General features: G+C 66.6%; 15 protein-coding genes. 2 read left to right on the top strand and 13 right to left on the bottom strand.

All coding sequences use genetic code 11. The annotated features are described in order from the left end of the window. Positions 1–32 precede the first annotated feature (32 nt). The 4 genes from ABD866_RS02545 to ABD866_RS02530 form a co-directional block, all read right to left on the bottom strand. Positions 33–2,240: an AAA family ATPase gene (locus ABD866_RS02545; RefSeq protein WP_345060900.1), complete on the bottom strand. Its 2,208-nt coding sequence runs from the start codon at positions 2,238–2,240 to the stop codon at positions 33–35. Then, positions 2,225–3,460, bottom strand: coding sequence for a hypothetical protein (locus ABD866_RS02540; protein WP_345060898.1), 1,236 nt, complete (start codon positions 3,458–3,460; stop codon positions 2,225–2,227). Before ABD866_RS02540 ends, ABD866_RS02545 begins: the two co-directional genes overlap by 16 nt. 71 nt (positions 3,461–3,531) lie before the next feature. Beyond that, entirely contained in the window at positions 3,532–3,984 is a 453-nt protein-coding gene (locus ABD866_RS02535) for a hypothetical protein (protein WP_345060896.1), read from the bottom strand. A gap of 34 nt (positions 3,985–4,018) precedes the next feature. Next, on the bottom strand, positions 4,019–4,870 hold the full coding sequence (locus ABD866_RS02530; protein WP_345060894.1) for a hypothetical protein: 852 nt from the start codon (positions 4,868–4,870) through the stop codon (positions 4,019–4,021). A gap of 367 nt (positions 4,871–5,237) precedes the next feature. Here ABD866_RS02530 and ABD866_RS02525 point away from each other — a divergent pair, with 367 nt between their 5' ends. Then, the gene (locus ABD866_RS02525; protein ID WP_345060891.1) at positions 5,238–6,956 is read left to right on the top strand and encodes an NAD(P)/FAD-dependent oxidoreductase; all 1,719 of its coding nucleotides are present in this window, start codon (positions 5,238–5,240) and stop codon (positions 6,954–6,956) included. Positions 6,957–6,993: 37 nt separating this feature from the next. Here ABD866_RS02525 and ABD866_RS02520 read toward each other — a convergent pair whose 3' ends face one another. Next, on the bottom strand, positions 6,994–7,545 hold the full coding sequence (locus ABD866_RS02520) for an ankyrin repeat domain-containing protein (protein WP_345060889.1): 552 nt from the start codon (positions 7,543–7,545) through the stop codon (positions 6,994–6,996). A 122-nt stretch (positions 7,546–7,667) separates the two neighbouring features. Continuing rightward, positions 7,668–8,132: a DUF4124 domain-containing protein gene (locus ABD866_RS02515; protein WP_345060887.1), complete on the bottom strand. Its 465-nt coding sequence runs from the start codon at positions 8,130–8,132 to the stop codon at positions 7,668–7,670. 519 nt (positions 8,133–8,651) lie between these two features. Between ABD866_RS02515 and ABD866_RS02510 the strand changes: the two genes are divergently transcribed. Next, entirely contained in the window at positions 8,652–9,782 is a 1,131-nt protein-coding gene (locus ABD866_RS02510) for a helix-turn-helix domain-containing protein (RefSeq protein WP_345060885.1), read from the top strand. A gap of 46 nt (positions 9,783–9,828) precedes the next feature. Here the strand turns inward: ABD866_RS02510 and htpX are convergent, their stop codons facing one another. From htpX to ABD866_RS02475, 7 genes are all read right to left on the bottom strand, one after another. After that, a complete protein-coding gene (gene htpX, locus ABD866_RS02505; RefSeq protein WP_345060883.1) occupies positions 9,829–10,704 on the bottom strand; it encodes a protease HtpX in 876 nt (291 codons plus the stop codon). A gap of 92 nt (positions 10,705–10,796) precedes the next feature. Continuing rightward, the gene (locus tag ABD866_RS02500; protein ID WP_345060881.1) at positions 10,797–11,603 is read right to left on the bottom strand and encodes a DUF3025 domain-containing protein; all 807 of its coding nucleotides are present in this window, start codon (positions 11,601–11,603) and stop codon (positions 10,797–10,799) included. Continuing rightward, on the bottom strand, positions 11,588–12,628 hold the full coding sequence (gene pyrC / locus ABD866_RS02495) for a dihydroorotase (RefSeq protein WP_345060879.1): 1,041 nt from the start codon (positions 12,626–12,628) through the stop codon (positions 11,588–11,590). The genes ABD866_RS02500 and pyrC overlap by 16 nt, the downstream gene beginning before the upstream one ends. Before the next feature lie 394 nt (positions 12,629–13,022). Next, positions 13,023–13,760 (bottom strand): amino acid ABC transporter ATP-binding protein, encoded by a 738-nt coding sequence (locus tag ABD866_RS02490; RefSeq protein WP_345060877.1) that lies wholly within the window; start codon positions 13,758–13,760, stop codon positions 13,023–13,025. A gap of 146 nt (positions 13,761–13,906) precedes the next feature. Then, entirely contained in the window at positions 13,907–14,572 is a 666-nt protein-coding gene (locus ABD866_RS02485; RefSeq protein ID WP_345060876.1) for an amino acid ABC transporter permease, read from the bottom strand. 1 nt (position 14,573) lies between these two features. Next, positions 14,574–15,329, bottom strand: a complete 756-nt coding sequence (locus tag ABD866_RS02480; RefSeq protein ID WP_345060875.1) for an amino acid ABC transporter permease — start codon at positions 15,327–15,329, stop codon at positions 14,574–14,576. 189 nt (positions 15,330–15,518) lie between these two features. Further along, entirely contained in the window at positions 15,519–16,418 is a 900-nt protein-coding gene (locus tag ABD866_RS02475) for an amino acid ABC transporter substrate-binding protein (protein WP_345060874.1), read from the bottom strand. Between the last annotated feature and the right edge of the window lie 77 nt (positions 16,419–16,495).

Below are 16,495 nucleotides of genomic sequence, written 5' to 3'. Positions count from 1 at the left end.
CTGGCAAGCACGAACAGTCGATTTGATAACGATCAGCGGGCCTGCCTGGCCAGCGCCCGCAGTTCCTGTTGCAGCAGCAGCGTGACCTCGGCGCTCTCGAATTGCGCCTGCAGCAGCGGTACGGCAAAGCGGTAGTCGGCATCCTGCTTGCGCAGCACATAGGCCAGCTGCAGGCGGGCCATGGACTGGCGCAGGGCCTGCGCATCCCCGTCGATGCCGTGCTGGCGCAGCAAGTCGGTCAGGGCCATGAGGCTGGTCTGCCCGGTCAGGGCCGTGTGGTACACCACGATGCGGTCAAGGCGGCAGGCCTCTTCATCGTGGCTCAGGCGTCCCCAGCCCGCCAGCGCGTCCTGCACGGGCTGCGACGCCAGCGCCTGCTCGAGGTGGCGCGCCTCGATCACGCGCTCTCCCGGGAGCAGAGCCTCCAGACATTCCTGGCACAGGATGGCCACCAGGTTGGCACGTTGCCCGCTGGCATCGACGAGCCGCTCCACCAGGCGCGGATGGTCAAAACCCAGGCGCATCCGGCGCAGCGGCTCGGTGGCCAGTTCGACGCAGGCCGCGCGCTCGAGGCCGCCAATGGCCAGCACTTCGCCAAAGTTGCGCAGCGGGCTCTGGTAGTCGAGCACAGCCGCGGCATACAGGTCCCAGAAGCCTGCCAGCATGAACCAGCAGCGCCCTTCCTCACTGAGCGCCCGCAAGGTGGACAGCTGCGCATACCCGCTGCGCGATTCGTCCCGGAAGAACAGGTCGGCCTCATCGATCAGCAGCACCACGCGCTGGCCCTGGAACTGCGACTGCAGGTGCGAGACGATGGCCTCCAGCGGTGTGTCCGGCGGCAGGCCGAACTGCAAGGCCATGCGGGGCGCCAGCCGGTGGTCCCGCAGCGAGACGTAGTGGCACACCACCTGCGGGTGCCCTTGCAGGCGCCGCTGCACGGCTTTGAGCAAGCTGCTCTTGCCCAACTGCCGACCGCCCACGACCAGGTAGTTGGCGGGCTCGCGCGACACCACCCGGGCCAGCAACTGTGCGCGGCCAAAGAAGGCCCCCTCGCGCGTGACGCCGCCACGCGTCTGGTAGGGCGAAATGCGGGTGATGCGCAACTGCTCGGCCAGCAGGCGCAACAGCAGTTGCAGCGCCTGACCGCCGATCAGCCATTCGGTCTGCTGGGCGCTGTCCACCAACACATGCAGGTTGGCGCGGTCCTGTGCATGGGCATGCAGCAAAGGCCAGGGGGTGTCCACGCTGTGCTCGCACAGGATCAGCAGCACATCGCTGCCCGTCTGCACCGCGCGCAGCTGGCGCAGCACCGTGGCTTCGTCCATGCCGGGCGCGGGCACGAACACCAGGCACCGGTCCAGCGACACCGGCAGATCGGCCGGGAACTGCCACTCGAACACGGCTCCGGGTAGCGTCCAATCGGCGTTGGGCTTGCAGCGGGCCGACACGCGTTCGGCCAGCGCGCTCGCCAGGGCATGGGCGCGATCGACCCCGCGTGCCTGGGCGCACAACACCGCGCGGCGCCAGTCTGCCATGCGGACGTCGGCGGCCAGCAGCGTGGGCTCCAGCCGACGCAGCCAGCGCAGCAGCCGGTCCAGGCGTGGCAGGCGCGCCAGGGGTGTGCGGCGCAGCCGCGCGGGACGCAGCTGGCCCGCCCCGATCAGTGGATGGCGCACCACCCACAGCACGGCCGCCGCTGCAAACAGGATGGCGCACCACAGCATGACCGAGCGAAGACCCGCGAACGGATCTCCCACCGGGACAGGTGCGGCAGACTCCAGATCGTGGGCGGCGCCTTGCCGGCAGTTGAGGGGCAGATAGCCCGCAGGAAAGGGCGGATGCCCCGGCCTGCACGACCATTCGTGGCCACCCGGCTGCAGCTCGACCAGCACCTGTGTGCCCGCCAGCCGGCCCAGCTCGGGGTTGCGGGCGATGTCGGCCTGCAGCACGTTGGGACGCGGAGACGTCACACGCAGCTGGGGATTGGGAATGGCAGGCGCGTAGGGCTGGATGTCGTCGGGCCAGCGGCCCTGTTCGTTGCGCGCCTGCACCATGGCCGCGCGCCACTGCAGCAGCTCGCCCCACACGGGTCCCGCATTCATGGCTGCGAGGAATCGCCCCCGTGTGGCCGGGTTGTGCTGGGGCGTGAACAGTGCGCTGGCCACAAACAGTGTGAGCAGTGCGATCACCGCTCCACGCAAGAAGGGCTTCGAGAGCCAGCCGCTCAGTCGGTCGAGCATGATTCCAGCACCATGCGGCCCGCCTCGCGCACCGTGGGGCTGCGCCAGTGCAGCCGCGCTGCATCGCCAGCGCCACGGGCATGGATCAGGTTGCCCCAGAACAGGCTGCGCAAAGCGTCGTCCTGCAGATAGGGGCGAGCGCGTCCCAGGTCGTCGGCCTGCAGCAGCTGTTGCAGACGCGCTCGGGTGGCGGGCGTCTGCGCCAGCGGCAGAAACGTTTGCCACAGGCGCGGGCTGCTGGCCAAGTGGGTGTGCAGCGCGCCGAAGGCGGCATGCCCTTCGTGCAGGCTGGCTTCAGGGCCGAGATGGTCCACCAGCCACTGCAGCCCTTCCTCGAAGAGCGCAGGGTGACCCCCGCTGAGGGTCTCGAGCACCGCCACGACAGACGCTGTCCATGTGTGCTCGGGCCAGCGCAGCTGTGCCAGTTGCATGAGATCGTCGAGCGTCGGGTCGGGCCAGTGGTGGACGTGCGCAATGTTGAGCAGCGAGAGATCTCCGCTGCGGTATTTGAGGTCTGCAAGCGCTTCGCCGCCGCACAGCAGCAGGTGCAGACGGCCGCTGTGCATCTCGCTGAGGCTGCGCAGGATGCCCGCCAGCGTCTCGCGCAGTGCGGGCGTGCCCTGCTCAAAGCGGCTGACCAGGCAGAAGATGCGTTCACCGCCCAGCAGTCGCCGCTCCAGTGCCGACTCGAACTCGTAATCCGACGCCACATCGCCCAAACCGCATTGGCGCGCGATGGCAGCGAAGTAATCGGCAGGCTCGGTGCTGACGCTGTAGGGCGGCTGGATGTGCAGCACCGAGCCCTCACCGTACTGCGCGCGGGCACGCCGCAGCAGCTCGTACCGAAACGGCGGCTGCCCCCAGTGCGCAGGCGAGAGCAGCAGCGCAATCGGGTACGGCATGGCCTGCGCGAGTTGGGCGAACACCTTGTCCTGAAACCCCGCAAATGGCGGCTCGCCCACCGATTCGGCCTGCAGCGGAAACTCCGGCGCAAAACCGGCGGCACTGAGCAAGCGGTTGGCCTCACCTTCGGTCAGGCGCAGGTAACGCGTGCACGCCACGAGCTTGTCTCGCGAGCGTGGGTTCGGAGCCGAGATGCCGTTGCGCCAGTTGTTCACGGCCTCGCGGCTCAGGCCGATCTCGGTCGCGACGCCTGCGGCGCTGGCACGGATGCGGCGCATGTACACCGAGAGCAGATCGGCAAAGGAATCGGTGGCCATGGATGCTCAGGTGGCTAGCAGAATCGGTCGCGCTGACCCCGGGGATTCGCCTGCGGTGCGACGCGCCATGGCTACAGCAGCGACTGCAGGATGGGCCACGCCTTCATGCTGGCCAGTCCGCACGCCACCAGCACGGGGCTGTACAGCATCACCAGCCCCACAACTGAGCTGACCACGCTGGATTTCTCGTCATCGGTCGTGTCGCCCTCCCCCGCTGCGCTGGCCTGGCGGCTATCTGGTGCCTCCTCATCCGCATCACCGATGAGCTCCTGCACCAGCATCCCGCCTACCACCAGCAGCGAGATGGCCAGCAGCGCCAGATAGCCATACTGCAGCGCGGGCTGCGTGAGCGGATAGAAGTAACCGGCCAGCAGCACGGCCGGTGCGAAAAAGAACACCTGCATCATCAGCCAGTACCACGGAATGCCCTTCGCGGGTCTCTCCAGCATGCCCATGGCCATCCGGTAGACCAGTGCGCCCAGCACAAAAATCACCCCACCCCACCATTCGATTTGCGTCAGCATGTCCTTGTTCTCCTCAGTGAGTACTCTGTGTGTCTTATCGGGGGGCCACTTCCGGAACCGTCTCAGCCCCATCGGCAGAGTCGTTGTCGTCATCGCCACCGCCTCCGGTCAGCGCCTTGTGTTCGGTGACGATGTAGTACAGGGGCAGTGCCACGGCCAACGCAATCCCCAGGCCCATCCAGAGCCAAAAGCCCTTGAACAGCAGCACGGTCACCAGCGTGAACACCGCCGCATGCAGCAGGCCTTTGAGGCCCGCGCGCACCAGCAGCGCTCCGATGAGCCCCTGCACCGGCGAGCCCCCGCTTTTGCCCATGGCACTCGCCATGCCCAGGAAGGCCTTGACCGCCTCTTCGGCTTCGCGCTTGCGTTTTTCTTCCTGCTTGCGCAGCGCGGCGACCGAGATCGGCTTGTCCGGGTCCTTGGAGTAGTCATAGGGATCTTCGCCATCGTCCTCTGGCCCGCCTGCAGCCTCTGACGGCTCGGACACGCGGCGCAGTTCCGGCTGGGCTGTGTAGAACGCCTGACGCGACACCCATTGCCCGCGGTCGAAATGCATGCGCTCGGTCTCGCCCACCTGGTCGTAGAACACCTCCAGCACGGCCGCGCGCAATCCATGGGCAAACAGCGTCTCCAGAAGCCCGAACGGCATGTCGCCATGCGCGCTGGTCTCAAACTCCAGGGCCAGGTGTGTGGACGCTGGCGAGACCTGGTGGTTGATCCAATCCTCGTCCCACAAGGTGTTGAGGTCGGTCACCCCCAGCTCTGCGCCCCAGCGTTGGGCTTGCTCGGTGTTCCCCGCCGCCAGGTACTGATACAACAGTTGCGCCGTTCTGAGCTGGATCGGCGTGTGGAAGAAAAGGTCGAGCGAATAGGCGTTCTGAGACATGGTCAGCGAAGTGAGAAAAGTGCGGAAGGCGACAGATGCGAGAGCCTGATGTGCTGATTGTTGGCGGTACCAGTGGCCTTGGCCCTCTCGGAGTTGTCCACATCCCTTGTGACGCGCTTGACAGAATGTCAAGCGCCATGGCCCATGGCCTCAAAAGTCCGAACAAACCGATCGATTCGCCAGAGGCGGCGGCGATGATAAGCCGCTACGATGACCGGAAATCAAGCACGACGTGCTATTTTTTCAGGAGCATTCAGATTCCGTCGCATCTGAGACAACACGGGCCCCATCGCGCGGAGTGATCAAACCCGTATGATCCGGCCCCGACCACCATTGCTTCCGCCCGATCGACACGGGCCTGCACAAGATGATCCGACTGTCTGAACTGCGGCTGCCCTTGGCAGCCGCCGAGCACCCCGAGGCGCCGCTGCGCGCCGCCGCCGCCCAGGCCCTGGGCCTTTCTGCCGCCGACCTGGCCGACGTGCAGGTCTTCAAACGCAGCTTCGACGCCCGCAAGGCCGACCTGCTGGCGGTGTACATCGTCGATGTGACGCTGGCCCAGCCCGAACGTGAGGCGGCGCTGCTGGCGAAATTTGCGGTCCACCCACACATCCAGCCCACACCCGACATGGCCTGGAAACCCGTGGGCCACGCCCCGGCCGACCTGCCCCTGCGCCCGGTGGTGGTGGGCTTCGGACCCTGCGGCATCTTTGCCGCGCTGGTGCTGGCCCAGATGGGCTTCAAGCCGCTGGTGCTGGAACGCGGCCGCACGGTGCGCGAACGCACCAAGGACACCTGGGGCCTGTGGCGCAAGCGCACACTCACGGCCGAGAGCAATGTGCAGTTTGGCGAAGGCGGTGCGGGCACGTTCTCGGACGGCAAGCTCTACAGCCAGATCAAGGACCCGCGCCACCTTGGCCGCAAGGTCATGCAGGAGTTCGTGAAGGCCGGAGCACCCGAAGAAATCCTCTACGTCGCCCATCCTCACATTGGCACCTTCAAACTGGTGAAGGTGGTCGAAAACCTGCGTGAACAGATCATTGCCCTGGGCGGCGAAATCCGCTTCGAGCAGCGCGTGACCGACGTGCTCATCGAAGGCGAAGGCGAGCAGCGCCACCTGCGCGGGCTGCAGGTGCTTGACCAGGCCACAAGCCAGTCGTACACGCTGCGCGCCGACCACGTGGTGATGGCGCTGGGCCACAGCTCGCGGGACACCTTTGCCATGCTGTATGAGCGGGGCGTGCAGATGCAGTCCAAGCCGTTCTCGGTGGGCTTTCGCATCGAACACCCGCAGGGCGTGATCGACCGCGCACGCTGGGGCAAGCATGCAGGCCACCCGCTGCTGGGCGCGGCCGACTACAAGCTCGTGCACCACGCCAGCAATGGCCGCGCGGTCTACAGCTTCTGCATGTGCCCAGGCGGCACCGTGGTGGCCGCCACCAGCGAACCAGAGCGCGTTGTCACCAACGGCATGAGCCAGTACTCGCGCAACGAACGCAATGCCAACGCGGGCATGGTGGTGGCCATCGAACCGCGCGACTACCCGACCGACCCTGCAGCGTTTGAAGCCGCGCTGGGCCGCACTTACGGCGCCGAGGCGCTGGAGGACGGCAGCGTGCACCCGCTGGCGGGCATCGTGCTGCAGCGCCAGCTCGAATCCAACGCCTACGTGCTGGGCGGGCGCAGCTACAACGCGCCGGGGCAGCTGGTGGGCGACTTCATCGCAGGCCGCACCTCGCAGGACTTTGGCAGCGTGCTGCCCTCGTACAAGCCAGGCGTGACGCTGACCGACCTGCACGCTGCGCTGCCCGACTTTGCCATCGCCGCGCTGCGCGAGGCGCTGCCCGTGTTCGGCCGCAAGATCAAAGGCTTTGACATGCACGATGCGGTGCTGACCGGCGTGGAAACGCGCACCTCGTCGCCGCTCAAAATCGGCCGTGGCGAGGACTTCCAAAGCCTGAACACCCCAGGCCTGTACCCGGCGGGCGAAGGCGCGAGCTATGCGGGCGGCATTCTGTCGGCCGGGGTGGACGGTATCAAGGTCGGCGAAGCCGTGGCGCGCCAGTTGCTGAGCACCACGGCCTGAGCCGTGGCCGCGCGAAAAGCGCGGAGTGAGAGCGCCGTCAGCGCAGGGCAGGCCGCAGAAGGCGCGCGACGGGCTCGCAGGCCGCTGGCGCGTTGCTGCGGGTGGCGTAGTCGAGGGCGGTACGCCCCTCCTGATTAGCTGGCCGCGGGTCGGCCTTGTGCTCCAGCAGTGTGCGGGCCACCGCCAGCTGACAGTTTTTGGCCGCCTTGATCAAGCCGGTATCGCCATACAGGTCGTCCGGAGTGTCAACGGGAAACCCACGGCGCACAAGATCCGCCAGCGCCTGCAAGTCACCCGAAAACGCTGCGTTGTGGAATGCCAGCCGTTCCTGCGAAGAAAACCCGGCGGCAGGACAGGGCCCGCGCTGCAGGCGCAGGGTGGAGCCCAGTGTGTGCAGATGCAGTTCCTGATCCGAGACGAGCTGCACCTGCATGGGGCGCATCTGTGTCAGCTCAAGCATGTCGGACGACAGCTTCCAGCGGCCCTGCAGCCGGAAAGCGCCCTCGGCCCATTCGTAGCGGCCATCGCGCTCGAAGCGCACATTCACCTTGTCGGGGGTGGCATGCCCTGCGGTGCGCACCTCCACCATGCACCAAGGGCCCTGCAACCGGCCAGCGCCAGGGGCTTGGGCCCAGACGGGCGACGCCGCCACGGCCCAAGACACCAACAGACTGGCGGCCTGGCGCATACCTGGGCCCGACGACAGGCAGTTCAAAGACAGGCCTTCATTTCCTCTTCGAGCTTCTTTTCGACGCCTGCAAACAGGCTGTTGGCCAAGGCGGCCATCGACGGATCTTCGCCCGGCGCCGGTTTGGCTTTGGGCTTGGAGAGCTCGCGCTTGATCTCCGCGTACTCGGCCGCCGTCTTGCACGGTCGGCCCGAGGGAGCTGTACGCGCCGTCTGGTTGCCGCTGGAGCGTGCCGGGGCTGCACCGCCTGATGCCGTGGAGGGCGACGCAGCGGACGGCGCCGGGGCACTCTCGGCCACCGGCTGGCTGCGGATCGAGTGCGGAAGTTCGCGGTGCTCTTTGGGGCACGGCATCTGCTGGTACGTGACCGCACCCTTGCCGTCGGCACACTTGTATTGCGCTTGTGCGGCAGTCGCTGCACACACCACCGCTGTCACCATGCCCAGCCGCACGGCGACGCTGGACAGACCACTCACCACAGGTTTCACGAAACGCTCCCGCATCCACAGATTCACGGTCACCGCGACCGCATCCAAAAGCCGCGCGATTATAGGTACCCCATGGTACCGATTGCGCTATTTGAAACAGATTTACCGCTAAGGAAGTGACACGACCCGAGGCGGCCGAGTGGCCTGCCTGGGGAGCCCGCCGCACGGTCGGCCGATGCGGTTCCATGCACAGGCTTCCATCCCTCGACCCATGCGCGGTGGGGGTGCTCAAGAGCGCCCGTCCATGGCGGACACGCACGCACCGCAGGGTCGCCCGTCTGTGCGCTGGACAAGGAGTGACGCAGCCGTACGAAACCTTTGGGTCCGCTGCGCAGGCCGAAGCCGACGCGCACCCTCTGATCGGCGCTGCGGCTGCCTGCACGCCGGCCCCCAGTGCGCTGGCGCTCCAGCCAGGCCACGGTCGCACGCGAGACGCTACAAACGCCAACCGGCAAGCCAGAATGGCCAAGCGCCACCGCACGCAGACCCAGCCCCGGACTTGGGGGCCACCATTGCCCCATGGCCACGCCTTCCACAACGCCTGCCGCCACCCCCCCACTGCACGCCCCGGTGCACGCCCCCGTGCGCCTGGCTGTGCCGCTGCTGGCGGCCACCGCGCTGGGCCATGCGCTGCACCTGCTGGAGTTGCTGCGCGGTGCCAATCTGCTCGCACGCCTGCGGCGCGGCGCGCAGGCACCGCAGATCGGCTGGTGCTTTCACACTGCCGATGGCCTGCCCCTGGCAGCGACGGACAAAACCCTGGGCCCCTTGCTCGCCCCCATGGCGCAAGAGGGCCACTGCGAAGGCGCGCCCACCCACTGGCTGCTGGCCCCGCTGCACACGGCCGACATCCCATCCATCCGCAGCGTGGTGGCCGCGCACGGTCTGCTGGTGCGCCGTCTGGCGCTGGGGCTGGACCAGGGCGAGCAGGTGCTCACACTCGGCAGTGGCGCCTGGCTGGCCGCCGCCACGGGGCGGCTCGGGGGTGCGCAGGTGGCGCTGCCCTGGTACTACATCGCAGGCTTCTGCAACGACCACCCGGACATCGGCGTGGCCGTGGGGCAGCAGCACTGCAGCGCTGGGCCGTGGATGAGTGCGGCCATGCCGCAGCAGGCCACGGCACTGGCGGTGGCGCTGGCAGCGCAGGGGCTGGGGCACGACCTGGCCCAGGCCCTGGAGGCCGCCACCCGCCCCGACCCGCTGCGCGAGCAGGCCGCATTCGAGGCACAGCAGGCGCGGCAGATCCGCAGCACCCGCGACAGCACCCTGGCCCGCGCGATCGCCTTCCTGGAAAAGCATCTGGAGCAGCCCTACGCACTGGATGCGGTGGCCAAGGCAGCCGCCGTGAGCCCGCGCACCCTGCTGCGGCATTTCCGCGAGGGGCTGGGCCATTCGCCGCTGGACCACCTGCACGCCCTGCGCTGTGCGCGGGCGCGGGTGCTGCTGGAGATCACGCTCGAAGGCATTCCGGGCATTGCACAGGCCTGTGGCTACCAGGACCCGGCTGCGTTCCGGAGGATCTTCCAGCGCCATACCGGGATGACACCCCAGGCCTATCGGCAGCGCCAAAGCCTGCGCGCGCCCCGCCAGCGCTGGCGGGTGAACCCAGCCGGGCTGGGCACTGCCGAAAAAAAACCGCCCGGGGCCTGAGCCACGGACGGTTGCCGGTGTCGCATGCCCCGTTCGGGGCATGGGCTCAGCCTTGGCGGTTCTGCAGGGCGGCAATGCGCTCTTCGATCGGCGGGTGGGTCGAGAACAGCTTGCCAATGCCGCCCGCAATGCCCATGGCCGCTACGCTCTTGGGCAACTCGGCCGGATGCATGCCGCCCAAGCGGGCCAGCGCGTTGATCATCGGCTGCTTGCGGCCCATGAGCTGCGCGGCACCAGCGTCGGCACGGAACTCGCGCTGGCGCGAGAACCAGGCCACGATGATGGCTGCCAGGAAGCCGAGCAGGATGTCCAGCACGATGGTGGTCACAAAGTAGCCAATGCCGGGGCCCGAGCTTTCTTCGTCGTTGCGGCGCAAGAAGCTGTCCACCGCGTAGCCAATCAGGCGCGAGAGGAACACGACAAAGGTGTTCATCACACCCTGGATCAGGGTCATGGTCACCATGTCGCCATTGGCGATGTGGGCCACTTCGTGCCCGATCACGGCCTCGACCTCTTCGCGCGTCATGTTTTCGAGCAGGCCGGTGGACACCGCCACCAGCGCCGAGTTCTTGAACGCGCCCGTGGCGAACGCGTTGGGCTCGCCCTGGAAGATGCCGACTTCGGGCATGCCGATACCGGCCTGATCGGCAAAGCGGCGTACGGTGTTGACGATCCAGGCCTCATCGGCCGAGCCGCTGCCGTCGATGATCTGCACCCCCGCCGACCACTTGGCCATGGGCTTGCTGATCAGCAACGAGATGATCGCGCCGCCAAAGCCCATGATGAAGGCGAAGCCCAGCAGTGCGCCCAGGTTCAGCCCGTTGGACGTGAGGAAGCGGTTGACGCCCAGCAGGCTGGCGACGATGCCCAGCACCACCACGACGGCGAGGTTGGTCACAAGGAACAGGACGATGCGTTTCATGGGGTTCTCTCCACTCGGGGATCAAATCGTATCCCGACGGGGCGTTATCTTGGGGCCGCTAAGGGTATCTTCAAGGCATGGCCCGCCGGCAGCTATGCCCCAGCGATTGCAGGGATTTGCCGGGACCTTGCGGCCTGCGGGCGAAAGACGGCGGTGTCGTCATAAAACGCCGGGTCTTCATTGGCAGCCCACCAGCCGGGCACGCCCAGCACAGGCAGCGGCGCAAAGGGCTTGGTGCGCCACACCCCGTGCTGTAAGGCCTGAGCCAACCAGGCGTCGTCGGCCGGGTGCTCCGGGGGCTGCTCGGGCAAGACCAGCACATGAGCGATGACCGACTTGTAGGGCGTCACCAGCTTTTCGAGCAGCGCGTGGCCGAACAGCACCAGCCGCGCCTGTGCCCACAGCGCCCGGTGGCGCACAAACAGGCCATGCCAGTCGCGGGCGAGCAGCGCGGCGCGCAGCGGCGCAGGAGCCGACCACAGCGCGCCATTCTCGTCGAACACCGTGAGCGCATCGCGCAGCGGCCCGCGCACCGCGCCTACGCCCTGGGCGGCAATGGCCTCGGCCTGCAGCTGGTTCATGCGGCGCTTGGCCTCGGGGTATCGCAGCCAGACCAGGCCGTTGAAGAAGTCGTGCAGGTTGTCGCGCGTGGGCACCTGGCGGTGCGTGCGGATGAAACTCTCGTACGCCTGCCCTGCGGGCAGGCAGTGCTGGGGCACAAAGGCCACGCCGGGCTCGGTTGCAGGGGTTCCGCGGCACGCCCCGGCAGCCGCCTGGGCTGCCAGCGCATCGGCCACACTGGCCCCGGCCTGCACGCGGGCGGCGGCAGCCTCGCCCTCGGCGCGCCAGGGCGCAAGCCACGGGCGCTGCCAGTCGATGGCGCTCAGGCCAGCTTCCACGCGAGCGGCTCGCCAGCACGCAGGGGTTTGAGCTCGGCTCCGCCGAAGGGGTAACTCTCGGGCGTGACCCAGGTCTCACGGCGCAGCGTCACCGTGCCCGCGTTGCGCGGCAGGCCGTAGAAGTCGGGGCCGTGGAAGCTTGCAAAGCCCTCCAGCCGGTGCAGCGCGCCCACGGCGTCAAAGGCCTCGGCGTACAGTTCCAGCGCCGCATGGGCGGTGTAGCAGCCCGCGCAGCCGGTGGCGTGCTCCTTGAGATGCGCTGGATGCGGCGCGCTGTCGGTGCCCAGAAAGAACTTGGGCGATCCGCTGGTGGCCGCCTCGACCAGCGCCAGGCGATGCGTCTCGCGCTTGAGCACGGGCAGGCAGTAGTAGTGCGGGCGGATGCCCCCCGTGAAGATGGCGTTGCGGTTGTAGAGCAGGTGGTGCGCGGTGATGGTGGCGGCCGTGAAGGCATCGCTGCCCGCCACGTACTGCGCGGCTTCGCGCGTGGTGATGTGCTCAAACACGATCTTCAGCTCAGGAAAATCGCGGCGCAGCGGGATCAGGTGGCGGTCGATGAACACGGCCTCGCGGTCGAACAGGTCGATGTCGCTGCTCGTCACCTCGCCATGGACCAGCAGCAGCACGCCGGCCTTCTGCATGGCTTCGAGGGTCTTGTGGGTCTTGCGCAGGTCGGTCACGCCCGCATCGCTGTTGGTGGTGGCACCGGCTGGGTACAGCTTGCAGGCCACCACGCCCGCGTCCTTGGCCCGGGCAATCTCGTCGGGCGGCAGGTTGTCGGTGAGGTACAGCGTCATCAGCGGCTCGAACGACACGCCTTCGGGCACGGCGGCCAGAATGCGCTGCTTGTACGCCAGCGCCTGCGCGGCCGTGGTCACGGGCGGACGCAGGTTGGGCATGATGATCGCGCGGCCAAACTGCGCGGCCGTGTGCGGCACCACGGTGTAAAGCGGCTCCCCGTCGCGCACATGCAGGTGCCAGTCGTCGGGGCGGGTGATGGTGAGGGTGTCGGGTGTGGCGGTCATGGTGCGGATTGTCCCATCGCTGCGATTGCTATGGTTTTGATAGCTGCTCGTGGTTATCAAAAAAGCACGAGCAGCTGTTTTGGCTTGGAGCCCCGACGCAGATTGCCCCATCCCCGGGTCGATACGCCCGGCCGCAGCAGCCCGACAAACCGCGCCCCCCACAAAAAAGCGCCCTCCAGGGGCGCTTACCGACCGTTGCAACGTGCTTGCCCGGGGCCGGCGCAGCCAGGCACCCCACAGCGCACGCTTCGTCATGGCGGCAAAAACTGGCGTGGCCCCAGGCCAGAGCAGCCGAGCAAGGGCCGCCCCGCAGCGAGGGCTGCGTCCCCCTTCCCGAACGGCGCAGCCGTTCGAGAGAAGGGGGAAGCGGCGCAGCCGCTCAGGGGGATGCGCCTCAATGCTGCAGGATCTTGTTGAGGAAGTCCTTGGTCCGCGGCTGGCGGGCGTCGGGGTTGCCGAAGAACTCGTCCTTCGAGCAGTCTTCCAGGATCTTGCCGCCCACATCCATGAAGATCACGCGGTTGCTGACCTTGCGCGCAAAGCCCATTTCGTGGGTCACGCACATCATGGTCATGCCTTCCTGGGCCAGACCCACCATCACGTCCAGCACTTCGCCCACCATTTCAGGGTCGAGCGCCGAGGTGGGTTCGTCGAACAGCATGACAATCGGGTCCATCGACAGGGCGCGCGCAATGGCCACGCGCTGCTGCTGGCCGCCCGAGAGCTGGCCTGGGAACTTGTCCTTGTGCGCCATCAGGCCCACGCGTTCGAGCATCTTCAGGCCGCGCTTCTTGGCGTCTTCGGGGTTGCGGCCGAGCACCTTGATCTGGGCGATCGTGAGGTTTTCCGTCACCGTGAGATGCGGAAACAACTCGAAGTGCTGGAACACCATGCCCACGCGGCTGCGCAGCTTGGGCAGGTCGGTCTTGGGGTCGTGCACGGCCACGCCGTCCACATAGATCTCACCCTTCTGGAAGGGTTCGAGCGCGTTGATGGTCTTGATCAGCGTGGACTTGCCGGAGCCCGACGGGCCGCAGACCACCACCACCTCGCCCTTGCTGATCTGGGTCGAGCAGTCGTTCAGGACCTGAAAGCTGCCGTACCACTTGGAAACGTTCTTGAGTTCAATCATTGTTCACTCCGACTCATGTCAGTTGTGGGTCGCTGCACGGGGCGTGCCGCATGTCGGGCACCGCTTGCAGGGCACCGGGCCCGTCCCGGGGCCCCGGCCACACCGCCCCGCTGCGGGGGCACTGGCGCGCAGCGACTCGAAGGGTGTCATCGAATAATCGCAATCTTCTGGTGCAAGCGCTTGACGAGCCACGACAGCGCAAAGCAGATCACGAAGTACACCACCGCCGCCGCAAGGTAGGCCTCGATCGGACGCCCATAGTTCTTGCCGGCGACTTCAAAGCCCTTGAGCATGTCGTAGGCACCAATGGCGTACACCAGCGACGTGTCCTGGAACAGGATGATGGTCTGCGTGAGCAGCACCGGCAGCATGTTGCGGAAAGCCTGGGGCAGCACCACCAGCTTCATGTTCTGGCCATAGGTCATGCCCAGCGCCTGGCCCGCGAAGATCTGGCCGCGCGGAATCGACTGGATGCCAGCGCGCATGATCTCGCTGAAGTACGCGGCTTCAAACGCGATGAAGGTGATCACGGCCGAAAGTTCGGCCCCGATCGGGCGACCGATGAGCAGCGGCACGAGCAGGAAGAACCACAGGATCACCATCACCAGCGGAATGCTGCGCATGCCGTTGACGTAGATGGTGGCCGGCACTTCCAGCCACTTCTTGCCCGACAGTCGCATCAGCGCCAGCAGCGTGCCGAAGAAGATGCCCCCGATCGTGGCCACCACCGTGAGCATCAGGCTGAAGTACAGCCCCTTGAGCACGAAGTTGGAGATCAGGTCCCAGTTGTAGAACGAAAAATCGAGATTCATCTCAGTGCCCCCCTGCCCCGCCTGCGGCGATCAGGCCCGGCACCCGCACGCGCTTCTCGATGAAGGCCATGATGCGGTTGATGGCAAAGGCCGACACGATGTACAGGCCTGTCACAGCCAGGTAGATCTCAATACCGCGCGAGGTTTCTTCCTGCGCCTGCATGGCAAACATGGTCAGTTCGGCCACCGACACGGCAAAGGCCACCGACGAGTTCTTGAAGATGTTCATCGTCTCGCTCGTCAGCGGCGGGACGATGATGCGAAACGCCATGGGCAGCAGCACATAGCGGTAGGTCTGAAACGTGGTGAAGCCTACGGCCATGCCCGCGTAACGCTGGCCCCGCGGCAGCGCCTGGATACCCGAGCGCACCTGCTCGGCAATACGGGCCGACGTGAAGAAACCCAGCGCCAGCACCACCAGCGCAAAGCCCGGCACGCCCCGCAGCACCGGAAACAGCGTCGGCAGTACGTGGTACCACAGGAAAATCTGCACCAGCAGCGGAATGTTGCGGAACAGTTCCACCCACGCATTGCCCAGGCGCACGACCATCGGCCGGTCCTGCAGCGTGCGCAGCGTGCCCACGATGGAACCCACCACCAGCGCCAGCACCAAAGCCAGCACGGCAACCGACACCGTCCAGCCCCAGGCCGACAGCATCCAGTCCAGGTAGGTGATGTCGCCGCCCTTGCCAAAGCAGCCTTGCACCACTTCCCGGTCCATGGTGTCCTGGCAGAACACCTGCCAATCCCAGCTCATAGGATCACCCCTTTAGTTCTTGTCGAGAAACGGGAGGCACGCACGGTCGTCGGTTCCACAAACAACTGCAACCACAGCCGCCGGGCAAGCCCCGGAGCCACGCAGTTGCTTGAGGAACAGCACCGCAGCGCACCCAACAAAAAAGCCCCTTCAAACCCGTCGTTCGAAGGGGCGGCGCCAATCAGCAGATCACTTCTTGGCGTAGTCTTCCATGGGCTTGTCGTTCGGGTTGGCCCAGGCTTCCTTCGTGGCGGCCGACATCGGCAGGTTGATCGCGACGTTGGTCGGCGGCACGGGCTGCATGAACCACTTGTCGTACAGCTTGGCCAGCGAACCGTCCTTGATCTGGCGCTTGATGGAGTCGTCCACAGCCTTCTTGAAGGCCGGGTCGTCCTTGCGCAGCATGCAGGCGATCGGCTCGACGTTCAGGACTTCACCCACGATCTTGTAGTCGGCGGGGGTCTTGGACTTCGAGATGTTGGCGGCCAGGATGGAGCCGTCCATCACGAAGGCATCGGCACGGCCGGTTTCCAGCATCAGGAAGCTGTCGGCGTGGTCTTTGCCGAACACTTCCTTGAAGTCGATGCCGCCTGCGCGCTCGTGCTTGCGCAGGGTCTGCACCGAGGTCGTGCCGGTGGTGGTGGCCACGGTCTTGCCGTTCAGGTCCTTGACCGAGGTGATGCCCGAGTTGGCCTTCACGGCGATGCGGACTTCTTCCACGTAGGTGGTCACGGCGAACGCCACATCCTTCTGGCGTGCGGCGTTGTTGGTGGTGGAGCCGCACTCCAGATCCACGGTGCCGTTGGTCACCAGCGGAATGCGGTTTTGCGAGGTCACGGGCTGGTACTTGACTTCCAGCTTGGGCAGACCCAGTTGCTTCTGGATGTCGGCCAGGATGACTTCACCCATTTCGGTGTGGAAACCGACGTACTTGCCGTTGCCCAGCGTGTACGACAGGCCCGAAGATTCGCGCACCCCGAGAGTGACGCTGCCAGAGGCCTTGATCTTGGCCAGGGTGTCGTTGGCCTGGGCGAACGCTGCGCCTGCAGCCAGCGCGGTCACGGCAACCGCGAGCAATTGCTTCTTCATCGGTATCTCCTTGTGTGTGAAGCGAAGAAAAGAGGTGGATTCCGGACCATCCGCACGGCGGCTTGTGCCCGCGGTGC

Source organism: Acidovorax lacteus (genome assembly GCF_039540375.1).
Lineage (GTDB): Bacteria > Pseudomonadota > Gammaproteobacteria > Burkholderiales > Burkholderiaceae_C > Acidovorax_G > Acidovorax_G lacteus.
This window is presented reverse-complemented; position numbering and strand designations above follow the sequence as displayed.

Coding starts and splice junctions, on each gene's coding strand:
- ABD866_RS02525 (WP_345060891.1), top strand. CDS start 5,238: ATGATCCGACTGTCTGAACTGCGGCTGCCCTTGGCAGCCGCCGAGCAC.
- ABD866_RS02480 (WP_345060875.1), bottom strand. CDS start 15,329: ATGAGCTGGGATTGGCAGGTGTTCTGCCAGGACACCATGGACCGGGAA.
- ABD866_RS02485 (WP_345060876.1), bottom strand. CDS start 14,572: ATGAATCTCGATTTTTCGTTCTACAACTGGGACCTGATCTCCAACTTC.
- ABD866_RS02520 (WP_345060889.1), bottom strand. CDS start 7,545: ATGGTGGAGGTGCGCACCGCAGGGCATGCCACCCCCGACAAGGTGAAT.
- ABD866_RS02510 (WP_345060885.1), top strand. CDS start 8,652: ATGGCCACGCCTTCCACAACGCCTGCCGCCACCCCCCCACTGCACGCC.
- ABD866_RS02475 (WP_345060874.1), bottom strand. CDS start 16,418: ATGAAGAAGCAATTGCTCGCGGTTGCCGTGACCGCGCTGGCTGCAGGC.
- htpX (WP_345060883.1), bottom strand. CDS start 10,704: ATGAAACGCATCGTCCTGTTCCTTGTGACCAACCTCGCCGTCGTGGTG.
- ABD866_RS02540 (WP_345060898.1), bottom strand. CDS start 3,460: ATGGCCACCGATTCCTTTGCCGATCTGCTCTCGGTGTACATGCGCCGC.
- ABD866_RS02490 (WP_345060877.1), bottom strand. CDS start 13,760: ATGATTGAACTCAAGAACGTTTCCAAGTGGTACGGCAGCTTTCAGGTC.
- ABD866_RS02535 (WP_345060896.1), bottom strand. CDS start 3,984: ATGCTGACGCAAATCGAATGGTGGGGTGGGGTGATTTTTGTGCTGGGC.
- ABD866_RS02545 (WP_345060900.1), bottom strand. CDS start 2,240: ATGCTCGACCGACTGAGCGGCTGGCTCTCGAAGCCCTTCTTGCGTGGA.
- pyrC (WP_345060879.1), bottom strand. CDS start 12,628: ATGACCGCCACACCCGACACCCTCACCATCACCCGCCCCGACGACTGG.
- ABD866_RS02530 (WP_345060894.1), bottom strand. CDS start 4,870: ATGTCTCAGAACGCCTATTCGCTCGACCTTTTCTTCCACACGCCGATC.